Origin of the sequence: Butyrivibrio sp., assembly GCF_017940685.1 — a bacterium.
Lineage (GTDB): Bacteria > Bacillota > Clostridia > Lachnospirales > Lachnospiraceae > Butyrivibrio.
In genome coordinates this window covers 1-12,329 of the sequence record NZ_JAGAYD010000067.1, presented here as the reverse complement: position 1 = coordinate 12,329, position 12,329 = coordinate 1, and the positions used below count along the sequence as shown (strand labels likewise).

Annotated in this window: 13 protein-coding genes; 2 read left to right on the top strand and 11 right to left on the bottom strand. The window is 43.2% G+C overall.

Translation table 11 applies throughout. The features are described 5' to 3' along the window. The 4 genes from J6I68_RS04950 to J6I68_RS04935 all read right to left on the bottom strand — a co-directional run. Positions 1-555: exodeoxyribonuclease VII large subunit (locus J6I68_RS04950; RefSeq protein ID WP_292218033.1), on the bottom strand; the 555-nt coding region annotated here is incomplete at its 3' end. Positions 556-640: 85 nt separating this feature from the next. Next, entirely contained in the window at positions 641-1,030 is a 390-nt protein-coding gene (locus tag J6I68_RS04945) for a DUF4342 domain-containing protein (protein ID WP_292218030.1), read from the bottom strand. A gap of 174 nt (positions 1,031-1,204) precedes the next feature. Then, on the bottom strand, positions 1,205-1,699 hold the full coding sequence (locus J6I68_RS04940; protein ID WP_292218028.1) for a hypothetical protein: 495 nt from the start codon (positions 1,697-1,699) through the stop codon (positions 1,205-1,207). 205 nt (positions 1,700-1,904) lie between these two features. Then, complete coding sequence (locus tag J6I68_RS04935; RefSeq protein WP_292218026.1) at positions 1,905-2,153, bottom strand: hypothetical protein; 249 nt, start codon at positions 2,151-2,153, stop codon at positions 1,905-1,907. A 137-nt stretch (positions 2,154-2,290) separates the two neighbouring features. On the opposite strand from J6I68_RS04935, the gene hflX reads away from it, so the two are divergent. Further along, the gene (gene hflX / locus J6I68_RS04930) at positions 2,291-3,589 is read left to right on the top strand and encodes a GTPase HflX (protein ID WP_292218025.1); all 1,299 of its coding nucleotides are present in this window, start codon (positions 2,291-2,293) and stop codon (positions 3,587-3,589) included. Between the two features lie 17 nt (positions 3,590-3,606). Here hflX and J6I68_RS04925 read toward each other — a convergent pair whose 3' ends face one another. From J6I68_RS04925 to J6I68_RS04900, 6 genes are read right to left on the bottom strand one after another with little or no spacing between them, the layout of a single operon-like run. Next, the gene (locus tag J6I68_RS04925; protein ID WP_292218023.1) at positions 3,607-3,834 is read right to left on the bottom strand and encodes an acyl carrier protein; all 228 of its coding nucleotides are present in this window, start codon (positions 3,832-3,834) and stop codon (positions 3,607-3,609) included. Between the two features lie 24 nt (positions 3,835-3,858). Next, positions 3,859-5,100, bottom strand: a complete 1,242-nt coding sequence (locus J6I68_RS04920) for a diaminopimelate decarboxylase family protein (protein WP_292218018.1) — start codon at positions 5,098-5,100, stop codon at positions 3,859-3,861. Continuing rightward, positions 5,097-6,635: an amino acid adenylation domain-containing protein gene (locus tag J6I68_RS04915; protein ID WP_292218016.1), complete on the bottom strand. Its 1,539-nt coding sequence runs from the start codon at positions 6,633-6,635 to the stop codon at positions 5,097-5,099. Before J6I68_RS04915 ends, J6I68_RS04920 begins: the two co-directional genes overlap by 4 nt. 3 nt (positions 6,636-6,638) lie before the next feature. After that, positions 6,639-7,703 (bottom strand): hypothetical protein, encoded by a 1,065-nt coding sequence (locus tag J6I68_RS04910; RefSeq protein ID WP_292218013.1) that lies wholly within the window; start codon positions 7,701-7,703, stop codon positions 6,639-6,641. Continuing rightward, positions 7,690-9,255 carry an MBOAT family O-acyltransferase gene (locus J6I68_RS04905; protein ID WP_292218012.1) on the bottom strand — a complete coding sequence of 522 codons (1,566 nt, stop codon included), beginning with the start codon at positions 9,253-9,255 and terminating at the stop codon, positions 7,690-7,692. Before J6I68_RS04905 ends, J6I68_RS04910 begins: the two co-directional genes overlap by 14 nt. Before the next feature lie 9 nt (positions 9,256-9,264). Further along, the gene (locus J6I68_RS04900) at positions 9,265-9,795 is read right to left on the bottom strand and encodes a helix-turn-helix domain-containing protein (RefSeq protein WP_292218010.1); all 531 of its coding nucleotides are present in this window, start codon (positions 9,793-9,795) and stop codon (positions 9,265-9,267) included. A 130-nt stretch (positions 9,796-9,925) separates the two neighbouring features. Here J6I68_RS04900 and J6I68_RS04895 point away from each other — a divergent pair, with 130 nt between their 5' ends. After that, positions 9,926-10,267, top strand: a complete 342-nt coding sequence (locus J6I68_RS04895; RefSeq protein ID WP_292218009.1) for a hypothetical protein — start codon at positions 9,926-9,928, stop codon at positions 10,265-10,267. Positions 10,268-10,293: 26 nt separating this feature from the next. Here the strand turns inward: J6I68_RS04895 and J6I68_RS04890 are convergent, their stop codons facing one another. Next, positions 10,294-12,156 (bottom strand): EAL domain-containing protein, encoded by a 1,863-nt coding sequence (locus tag J6I68_RS04890; protein WP_292218007.1) that lies wholly within the window; start codon positions 12,154-12,156, stop codon positions 10,294-10,296. Between the last annotated feature and the right edge of the window lie 173 nt (positions 12,157-12,329).

Sequence of the window (12,329 nt, the reverse complement as noted above, 5' to 3'; positions counted from 1 at the left end):
TATCTGCCTGACGATGAGGTTCGTTTTTCCGCTCTTTTCTGAATAGTTAAGGCTTCCGGCGATGGCTACCTGTTTTCCCGCTTCAAGCTGAAATTTCAAGGCACTCTGAGCTGTGCTCCTCCACAAAATACAGGAAAGAAGCGACTTCTCGTCCTTGATGTGAAAGTGGTAATTGCCGCTGTTAGGGCCCATGTAGTTGGTAACCTCTCCCTTGACCAGTATATTCCTGAATGCAGGATTCATCTCAAACTGGTCGGTTATGAGGTAATTTATCTCAGATACGCTCTTATACTTGGCGTAAGGGTCATCAGCCTGAGCCCCGGATGTGCCCGCAGATCCAAAGCCCGCCAAAGTCACAGCCGAAGGCGCTACCGGCGCTCCAGCCACTACATTATCTGCGCTTTCATCTCTACCTTCCTCAGGGCCGTCGTACCAGCGCTTTAGCTCCTCTGTAAGAGCTGTGCAGTACCAGTACTTCCCTTCCCAGTTCCATTTGGCACCATATGCTTTTGCTTGATCTTTCTCCCTGTAAGGGACGTTTAATCTATAACTCAACAGCTTTCTCCGTAACAAAAATGATATGTTTTATTATAAAAAATAAGGCGACCTGCATCAAGCAAGCCGCCCTACCTTTATCTTATTATTTAATTTCGTCTGTGGTTCCGTCTTTTTTAACAACTTCTAGCCTGCATCCAAGTCCAAATGCTGCAACTGATCCGGCGATCAGTGCCCAAGGTGCTGCTGCAAGTCCTAAAAGTCCGCCAACGATACCAACATTTACTGGAACGCTGAATACAACCTCGTCGCCCTTCTTGATCTGGATCCTGTCAACGTTTCCCTCCTCAACCTTCTTTTTAAGCTTATCCATCATTTCCTTAATGTCATCGCTAATGTCCTTGGTGTCAGGAGAGATCAGCTTGATTGCTGCATCAACGTCTCCATCTGTCTTGACAAGAGCTTCCTTTGCTGCCTTGTAATCAACCCCTGTCTGTTCCATAACTTTTTCTACTGCTTCTAATGTGATCTGCATATTTCTATCCCCTTTCTTTTTCAAAGTTCTGTGTTCATAAGCAAAACTGATTTTTCTTTGCTATATAGACATTATATATACGTTAAGCTGGCGATTACATAACAAAAACAGTAAAAAAAAGAACTGATCTCTCTCTTTTTAGAGAAAACCAGTTCAACGGGGTATCATATGTCATCAGCCAACATCTTTTAAGGAATCCTCAAGAGTATCTCTGATCTTCTGAAGATCCATCATGTACTCGATCCTCTTTTTGATGTTGCAGATCGCGTAGTACAACACTCCGCAGATGGCCAGTGCTACAAATGCTACGCCAAACTCAAAGAAGTTAGTTCCCTGCACAAGCTCCCTGATCACGTTTGCTGCTGTAAAAAGAACTGACAAAAGCGAAATATATTCAATTCCCTTTAAAACAATCTCATTTCTGATGGTAAATATCAGCATTGAAGTCATAAGAAGTGACATTCCTGAGCAGATTACAAAAGCAATTCCATTATACATAGTGTTCACCATTAGCGTTGTAGCCCTGAGTCCGTGATTTGCAAAATATACAAGACCACTTACGCTCCCTATTAGCATTGCTACTCCAAGTACTAAAGCTGTTATTCCTAAAAAGATAAAGCCAAGTGCAATATCATCAATCTCCCTTAACCTAACTATTTTCCCCTGCATGATTTTTCCCCTTGTTATTTTCCTTAATCGTTTTCGTTATCTTACACATAATTATACGGTTCATAATTATAAAAAGGATAAACTCCCTATAAAATAACAGGAAAGAAAACTGTAAGAATTGGTTAAGAAAGATGAAAAAAGAGCAGGAACTATGCGGTTCCTGCTCTCCTAGGATGCTGTTAACACTGATAAACACTACGTTTTATTAGCACATTGTGCCTTTTCCTATGACATCACCTGAAAAAGTCTTGCCTTCGACCGCCTTCTTGCCAGACTTATTTTCAGTGTAAAGAAGATTTCCTGCTGGCTTAGCCTTGCCCTTCTGGATAGTAGTTACTACCTTCTTATTGGTTTTATCACTGTACACCAGGTTTTGTACGTCTCCCATGCCACCAGCTACGTTTTCAAGTGCGTCATCATTAAGTGCGCCATTTAAATCCTTATCAATGCCCATATCAATTTACCTCCTTGATATATGTCTCTCTGACTCTTTATACGAATATCTTTCAACTCTGGCAAAACAATTCTTATATACAGATTATACAAAAAAACGTAATATGTATCTATATTTATATTTTGAGGAGTAATTAATTGAGTAATACTAAGGTTTATGAAACTGGAAACGACAAAAAAAGGCGTGCTGTGCTGGTTGGCGCTAAGATTGGGCGCGTAAGCGACGAGGATTTTGAGGTTGGAATGTATGAGCTTAAGGGCCTTGCCAAGGCCTGCGACATCGATCCTGTGATGAATTCCACACAAAATCTTGCAGCAGAGGACTCCGCTACATATATAGGCTCAGGAAAAATTGAGGAGATCAAGGCTGTCATCGAAATGTACGACATCGACACAGCCATATTTAACAACACTCTTTCTCCCTTACAGCTTGCAAACCTCTCCAAGGCCCTTGATGTTGAAGTAATTGACCGAACAGGTCTTATTCTCAATATATTTGCAGAAAGAGCAAGAACCAGGGAAGCAAGGCTCCAGGTGGACTATGCCCAGCTTAAATACATGCTCCCAAGGCTCGTTGGCCTTAGGGCAAACCTCTCAAGACAGGGAGGAACAGGCGGTTCCCTGTCCAATAAGGGTTCAGGAGAAAAGCAGATAGAGCTGGACAGACGTAAGATTGAAAAAGAGATGGCCCTTCTCCGCCGTGAACTTGAGGAAGTTGAAAAGACAAGAAAGCTTCAAAGAAATAAGCGCTCATCAGCAGGAATTCCTCTTGTTGCCCTTGTAGGCTACACAAATGCAGGAAAATCCACTCTTATGAACAAGCTCATAGATGAGTATGGTGGAGATCTTGGTCAGAAGGTTTATGTTGAAGACATGCTCTTTGCAACTCTTGACACAACCGTCAGAAAGCTCGAAACAACCAGTGGCAGAGCCTTTCTTTTATCTGACACAGTTGGCTTCATCAATGATCTTCCCACTGACCTGGTCAACGCCTTTCACTCAACCCTGGAAGAAGCCCTGTTTGCGGACCTTATCGTGGAAGTGATAGACTCGTCAGATGAAAATTATATGATGCATTCAGAGGTTACGCAGAAGACGCTCCTTTCGCTTGGAGCTGGCAATATCCCCAGGATCACTGTAATGAACAAGGCTGAAAAGCTTGAAAGCGTTGATATTCCCCTTTTAAGGGGTGATAAGATCTATATCTCTGCAAAGAGCGGGATTGGCATCAGGGAACTGGTAAATCTCATAGAAAAGAAACTAAATGAGTCACTTAGGCTCTGCACCTTAAAGATCCCCTATGACAAATCCGGCATTGAAAGCCAGATAAGAAACAGCTCCCAGGTCGTATCCGTTGCCTATGAAGGAGACGGTATCACCATAGAAGCTTACTTAAATGCTGAAAACTACGGAAGATACGAAGAATTCATCGAATAAAAAAAGAGGACTGAATATCAGTCCTCCTGAAGTCTCTGTACCATCTCCCACAGTGATTCTGCACTGTTAAAGTTCTCCGGGATGATCTCAGATGCTGGGATTGAAATGTCGTACTCATCATTTAATGCGCTTATGATCTGGAGAATATCAAAAGAATCCAGTATTCCATCATCAATAAGCCTGTCCTCTGTTTCAAAATCCACGTCATCCTTGATCTCTGAAAGGATATCCAAAAGCTCTTCCATCAAAAAATCTCCTTAATCTCTTGTTTACTGTTTACTTTGATAGTTTAAGACGCTGCTCTCAGTAAAGTCCCTTGCCACGACGATACTGCCATCTTCCTTGGCAAGGAGAATCCTTGGCATTGTCCTGCTGAGGAATAAATATATTCCCTCTGTAACAGAATATGCTCCAACGTTACAGAATGCAAGTATATCCCCTATTTTCAAATCCTGCAACCTAATTTGCCTAACAATGACATCCGCAGTGGTGCAAAGGCTTCCGCAGAGGGCATAGTCGGCTGCTCCATCCTCTAAATTGCCGCAAAGCTCTGCTTCTCCGAAGGTATTATTGATCTCTACATCGATATCTTCTCTATTTTCAGCCTCAAGCTTATGAATAACAGGGATCTTCATACCCATTATCTGCCCAAGATAGGTCAGGTGGTTCATACCCCCGTCTAAAATGCAATAATTGGTGTCTTCCCCGGATTTTATATCCATGACCTTAGTAAGATAGTATCCGCACTCAGAAGTGAAAAATCTGCCCATTTCAACGGTCAGATCGCACCATGTGGCTGTTTCCTTAAGGGCGTCAGAAATCTCTTTTACAGGGGCCAAAGTATCGCTAAAATCCTCAGTATCAAAGTAAGGTACAGGAAGTCCTGGGCCATACTCAAGTTTTTCAAGTCTTATGCCATAGGTTTTCTCTATCTCGTCGTAGAGATCTTTAAGCATGGTAAGTTCTTTTTGCTGCTGAGTAAGCTTTTTTCTCTGAGTTCCCACAAAGTAGTGGATTCCCTTTATCTCAATTCCATCAAGGCTATCTCTCTTTTCAAGGACCTTAAAAAGATCTTCCTTGGACATACCAAACTGGCTTCCGCCGTTTAGTCTAAGAAGCACAGGAAGAGCCTTTCCTATGCGCTTTCCCTCGTCATTAAGAAGGAGCACATGCTTTAAGGATTCTGCAGTATAGATGCCCACGCCGTACTCTGCTGCGTCCCGTACATTATCCTCAGTCTTATTTACGCCTGAATATACAATCCTCTCAGGGGCAACTCCGAGATTTTTGCAAATATCAAGCTCTCCCGGGCTGCAAACCTCTAACCGCTCAGTAACCTCCCGCATCGCAGGGATCAGAAAGGGATTGGCCTTGATGCTAAAGCACAAAGTCACCTTGTCCCCTACGATCTCCTTTATAGCTCTAAGCCTTGTTTTAAGAGCTTTTTCGTCGAAAAGAAATGACGGAGTGCCGTATTTACCCGCTATTTCCTTAAGGTTTTCTGTTGTCATAGATTTTTCCATTCCTTTAAAAGATAGGTCCTGTCTATCTTACCGTTCTTGTTAACTGGCATCTCTTTTAGCGCCTTAACTGTAGATGGGATCATATAGGGCGGAAGATCCTCTTTAAGATGCGCCTGGAGCTCCTTTTTATCCTTATCTCCTGTGTAGAACAGGATAAGCTTCTTTTTATCCGGCTCGTAGATACAGCAGGCCCTTGTTACGCCATCTGTGGCCATTGCAGCAACTTCGATCTCTCCAAGCTCGATCCTGTGGCCCATGTGCTTGATCTGGAAGTCTTTCCTTGAAACATAGTACAAAATGCCGTTTTCATCGTATCTTCCGATATCTCCGGTCCTGTACATCATCTCATGGAAAAGCTTATTTAATGGGTTCTGCATAAATGCAGCGTCTGTCTTGTCTTTGTCGCCGTAGTATCCAAGAGCAAGGCTTGTTCCTGTTACGCAGATCTCGCCCTCCATGCCAGGCTCCGTAACCAGCTTGTCCTCTTCGTCCAGCAAAAAGACATGTTCATTTGGGAAAGGTATTCCGGCAGGAATGACCTCATTTTCCTCGTATTCCCTGTCAAGGACATGATATGAGCAGTTGCAGGTGATCTCAGTTGGTCCGTAGAGATTAACGTAGGTGGCCTCTTTAAGGAACTTTTTCCAGTGATTAAGGTGTTTAACTGGCATGACCTCTCCCGAGAACATGATCATCCTGATTGACTCAGGATTCCTGTACTCAAGGCCGTTCATGATGGATACAAAGCACATGGCGCTAACAGCCCACACGATCACAGTAACCTTCTGGTCCGCAAGGTAGTCCATAAGGGTCATGGGGTTACTGAAATAGTCCCTTGGTATCAACGCTGTTCTTGCGCCTGTCATAAGTCCTGAATATACATCCTTAACTGATACGTCGAAGTCAAAAGGTGCCTGGTTACCCAGTACATCTCCCTCTTCGATCCCGAATATATCAACAAAATAGCCTATAAATTCAAGCACTGAGCGGTGACACACAGTAACTCCCTTGGGAACGCCGGTGCTTCCACTGGTGAAATTAACGTAGAGCGGATCAATATCCTGGGAAAGAGCCCTTATACTTCCAAGCTTCTCATCGTCCACAGGAAGCTCATCCATCTTCGAAATAAGCTCATCAAGAAGGATAAGCTCGCACCCTTTTGGGAGCGACAGCTCTTTTGCCTTATCAAGCATTGAGGCGTCCGTAAACACAACCCTCGGTTTAAGGGTGTTAAGGATGCTCTCAGCCCTTGCAACTGGCTGCCTTACGTCCAAAAACGAATAAAATCCCCCTGCGTACACGGCGCCAAACATTCCAACCACCGCATCGCAGCTCTTTTCCATGTAAAAAGAGACTGGACTCCTCTTTTCAATCCTGCCTGCCAGGAACGTTCCTATCTTCCTGGAAAAGAGATATAACTGGCCAAAAGATATCTCTTTTGCCGGATCTGTAAAGGCAATCTTGTCCTTATTGATAATGGCCTGACCTTCTATAAGGTCAAGAACGCTGTTGCAATAGCTCATCTCTTAGTTCCCTTCATAGGGCGGAAGGTCGTAGAACATTTCTTTTACATCTTCGCCCTTTTCATATTTTGTCACCATGGTACCAAGAGCCTTTGAAAACTGCTCTGTTCCGCGGTTATTAAGATGTCCGTTATCCCTGTAGATCTCAAGGTTAAATACGTCCACATACTCCTCTTTTGCAAGGTTGTAGTCATAGTACTCAACACCGTACTTAGAGAGCGTGTTTCTGATAAGATCTGTATATTCCTGGTAACTGTCAAGTCTGTAGACAGACAGCGCCTGGGTTGTAGGAAATGCTATGACAAAAAGCTCCACATTTTCCTTATTGCAAAGCTTTGCCATATCCTCAAGGGTATCCAGATTGTCCTTTTGAACATTTATATAATACAGGTCATCAACCTCGTTGTTCCACTGAACAAGGCTTGTAAGGTCGATAAAATGCCTTCCTTCGCCGTAAATCTCATCAGAGCCGTAGTGACCGTTTTCATCCCTGTGGTCAGTCATATCAAGGATCTGCCCCTGGGTTTTTTCCCTGATGTTTAAGGATGGGTTACCAACCCTGTCATAAGTCCATGGGAAGTAGTAAAGAACTGATGACGGGGTTCCAATAAAGTCTTTGGATGCCACAAAACTTGCATCTGCAGCGATCTTTTTCGAAACAGGCAGAGTGTCACTTAAATTCCTTACAAAGCAGGCCTCAGCCCTAAAGTTATCCTGCCTTCCCATCTCCATGATCTCCGGGTCAATGCCAACGATTGCCCTTGTTATGCCGCCTCTTTCAATAGCCTGTTTGAGGGCTATATATGAGCTCTGGATAGACTGCATATTGGTGCCCATGTTGTAGGACTTAAGGCCTGTCACCTCATCCACCAGCGCAGGATCCACGTCGCACAGGCAAAAAGAAGTACCGGTATATACCATGTCCAGCTGCCCCTTAGCAGCAAATCCCTTCCACATCTCTGATCCGGATCCGCTATATGGTCTTAGGGCAAATGATAAACCAAGATTTAATATTATGAACAATAATATGAAACACAAGAAGGTTCCATACTTTTTAAAAATTCGCATATAGGAAACCTCCTGTAGTTGTTGTAAATACAAAGGAAACAAGGACCATCATTGAAAGGAATACCCAGGAAAGACCTGTAAGAGCCTTATTCCCATACCTTTCATGGATATTCTCCTCTGGATGGAGCTCTTTCCAAAGGCTAACTGCAAATATGACCACAGTTCCAACAAGTGCAATGGCCATTCCGCCAAGAACGTACATGGGCTTAACAAGATCCGGATTGAGGCAGACGTTGTTAAAGCTATACAAAAACTCACTTGGTTTAAAAGCAGAAACAGTTCTTCCAAAGCAGGCCAAACACTGACCCATGTCCTCAATCCTGTCAAAGTACCAGCCAATATTTACAATAACAAATGTTCTTATAATTCTGAAAATGTGCATCCCTCTGCTCTTTAGCGGCAGATGAAGAAGCTCTGACACCTTCCCAAAGGTCGGTTCCAAAATATCGCTTAGGGCAATGACAATCCCGTTATAAAGTCCCCACCACACATAGTGCATGTAGGCTCCGTGCCACACGCCAACAAGGAAAAACACCAGGATATTGGCGATTCCCGCAGGAAGCACCCTTCCAAAGTGCTTGCCAAGATGCTTGCTGCACCACTTTCCAAAGTTCTGCATGGGCTTTAAAAGCGCAAATGGGTAAAAAACATAATCCCTCATCCATGCTCCCAGTGAAATATGCCACCTTCTCCAGAAATCTCCAAGAGAAACCGCAAAATAGGGCTGTCTGAAGTTTGGCATCATCTCAAGGTCAAAAAGCTGAGCCACACCCAGGACAATGTCGATACCGCCTGAAAAGTCAGCGTACTGCTGGACTGAATAAAGTAAAATGCCACATACCACCAGTGATCCTGGGATCGTATCAGCCGGTGAATCAAATATCCTTGCTATGCTGTCAGTCAGCATGTTGGCTACAGCGTACTTTTTCATAAGTCCAAAGAGGATCAGTATCACTGCTCTTTTAGCTCTTTCCGCTGACCAGCTGTGCTCTTTTAAAAACTGTGGTCCCATCTTGCCATATCTGTTAATAGGGCCCTGCACCAGCTGTGGAAAGAAGGATACAAATAAAAGGAACCTTGGAAAACTCTTTTCCGCCTCATACTTCTCGCCGTGGACATCAACAAGATACGATGCTGCCTGAAAGGTGTAAAAAGAGATACCAAGGGGCACCAAAAGTCCCTGACCCCAGGATCCCATTACCCGGAAGTACTTCATAAACGCCAGTATCCCGAAGTTCAGGACCAGTGCCAGGAACAACACAAGTCGTTTCTTATTCTGAAATCTGCTCTTAAGGGCCTTCTTCTCTTCGCGGCTCTCAGCGGTCTTTTTTGCGGCCTTAAACTGCTCTGAAAGCCTGTCTAAGAGGATGGCTGCATACCACACAGAAAACGCCGTAACAAGGATAAAGGCGATGTTCCATCTGCCAACAAGAAGGTAAAATAATAGGTTAGCAACAAGCAGAACCTTCCACTGATGGGCCCTTGGAAGTCTGTAATATAAAACTAAAGCGGCTGCTGTAAACGCAATATAGCCTAAGGATAAAAAATCCATATCCCCTCATCACTCCTTAGCCTGCTTGTTTTTCAGTTTCTTTCTTGCTTCGTATTTTTCAACGTTGATGGAGCCGTTGGCCAGCATCTGCTCTGACCACAGCTGCAAAGTCTCAACTGCGATGGATATCTTTTCAAGCTCCTCCTGGATGTCCACAAAATCGTCGATCTCAGCGTCGTCAACGACACCATCAGCTGCGATATTGATAAATCTGCGCTGCTGGTCCTGAACTGTGTTAAGCGAATCCACAGTGTTAAGGACGATCTGTGAAAGATCCTGCATCTTGATCTCAGGAACGTACCTCTTCCCAATTGGGCACTGATTAGAGCAGTAATAGTTGCAAAGCTCAGGGGACTTGTACTTGTCCGCCATGATCATGATCTCGTCAGGATGTGGAGATACTCTCTCGTTTTCAATCTTTTCTATTCTCTCAGGTGGAATGGACTCAAGCAGCTCGCTGGCCTGATCTCTGGTGAGCTTAAGCTCCTCCCTCCTTTTGAAATATGGATTTTTGTTCTCTTTACTCGATACTTTTGGCATACTTCTGCCCTCCCTATACAGATGAAATTATAACAGAAAGACAAGGGTAAAAAAAGACAACTAAACCCTCTTAATTTTTTCCTCCTGCATCCGATATATATTCTGACAATGTTTCAGGAGAGGGCAGAATATGGATTTTAACTTCTTGGCGACTGCAAACGGAATAACAAGTAAATATCTCAATCAGGAGGCAGCTTCCAGGTCCGTAAAAGAGCTAAACGGTCTGGATGAAGAAACCAAAAGAAAATTTGGCGAAGCCTTTGAGCAGGCCTACGATTCAATGGTTGCCACCAAGACGCTTTCTGACAGCATGAAGAGCAGCTACGATATGACTCATGGAGATGATTTCAGATTCCATGCCAACAGGCTGGGATATTCAATAGATAACAGGGTTATTGATATGCTGAACATTCAGCTTTCAGATGAGATGACCGCTAAGGTCCACAACGCTATAAACAGCGCAGTACTATAAAAAATACGGCAATTGATCTAAATAGATCAGTTGCCGTTTTCTTTTACAAAAAAGTGTGTAAGATCTTCGATTGGTATGGGCTTTGAGTACTTGTAACCCTGCAGATATCTGGCGTACATGCGGCTTGCAAGATCTTCGTCCACCTCGTCCTCTATTCCCTCATACAAAACTGCATAGTTCATATCGGTGAACATGTGGGCCAGGTAAGATACCATGGTCTCTGACTTTGCGTCGCTCCTTGCTGCAACCACCATGGATTTATCAAACTTGATGATGTCGAAAGGAAGCTCCATGATCCTCTCAAAATTGGAATAGCCTGTTCCAAAGTCATCAAGGTAGAAGGTTATTCCGCTTTTCTTTAGCTCTATTATCTTCTCTTTTACAATGGAGAAGTCTTTCTCATTCTGGCTCTCAGTGATCTCTATAGCGATCTTCTCAAATGGAATGCCACTCATTGCCAGTATCTTTTTGACATTGTCGCTAAATTCCTTCTCCCTGATGTCCAAAATGGAGAAGTTGACTGATATTCTCTGGACCTGATAGCCCTCATCCATCATCTTTTTTACTTGTCTGCAGGTCTTTGCCAGAATGATCAAACTCAGCTGATGGACGTATCCGTGCTTTTCAGCAATAGGAATGAACCTGTCAGGAAATACCATACCGGTCTTATCCAGCCGCATCCTCATAAGAGCTTCTGCAGTGTCAAATTTCCTGGTCCTTAAGTTATAAACAGGCTGACAATAAACAACTACCCTGTCGTCATAAAGGTCCTTCTTTTCATTGATATCCTGAAGCTCATCCACGATATACTTGTGACTTAAGTACTTTTCAAGAAGCTGCTCATCTACGAACTGGATCTCATTTTCAAACATCCTGTTTTCTACGTACTGAATAAGATTTATGTAGTCATCAGGATCTGTGATGCTTTCAAAACTGTTTAATATAACTATCTTGTAGTCCTGACCGTATACCTTGTACTGCTCCTTAAATACTTTAAGCGCTTCCTGGGTCCGTGCTTCATAGTCCAGATTTGCCGAAAGCTCTGCAGTCAGGATAAGTCTTCCACCTGATATCTGGAAAATTGTGGCATTCTTGTAGTAGTTCTCTGTGTATTTCCTTATGGTATCCTTCATCTCTTTTGGATACTTGCGTCCCGCCTCGTCAAATTCGTGCATAAAAAGACTCAGCATGATGAGCCTGGTCTTGTGCTGCGCAGCGTAGGATATTGACGACTCAAAGGAATCAAGCCTTAAGGTACCCATTTCCGGATCATAGGGATTTGCATGAAGAAGATATAGAACGCCAAAGGCCGGGAAAAGAAATGTCGCAGTAGTAAAGGACTGCTGATGATGAGTCCCCTGAAGATACATGACTAAAAGCGACATGGTCAGGGCTGCCAGAAATGCCCCGATAATGGGCCTGTAAACTCTTTTCTTGTACATGAGCATCTGAACAAATAAAATTCCTACAAAGAAAAGATACTGGAACGGAAAGAGGTTAAGACCATAAAGGGCCTTTTTATCCTCTGTAATGTAAAATCCAAACTTATATACACTTCCCAATATGTCTATAACAGAAAAAACAATAAAGCCTGAAAGCGCCGTGTACCAGTAGGATTTTTCCCACTTTCTCACCATCTGCAAAGTGTACTCAAAATATCTCACATAAAGAACAAATTCCTGGAATAAAAGGAAATGATACAAGAACCTGAAGACATATATTGGCATATTGGGAACATGCTCAATATTTACCAAAAAGGCATGATAGAGAATATCCATGATGGCAGCAAGAAGCAGCGTGATCAGGGCATGCCTGAAGATCCTGAATTCCTTGGTCTGTTTAATAAAGGCCGCACGAATCAGTATCAGGAAAATACCTATTATGGCCATAACAAGTATATCCCCAACTGGTGAATAGTTGCTATCCTAAAAGTCGTACAATAGTTACTCAAAACCTCTTTTTGCTCCATGGCTGATGTGACAAACATTGAAAAAAACGCGGTTTTACGCCGTTTTCTGCTTGAATTTTATTTGAGTGTGTATTATAATAATGATAAGATATA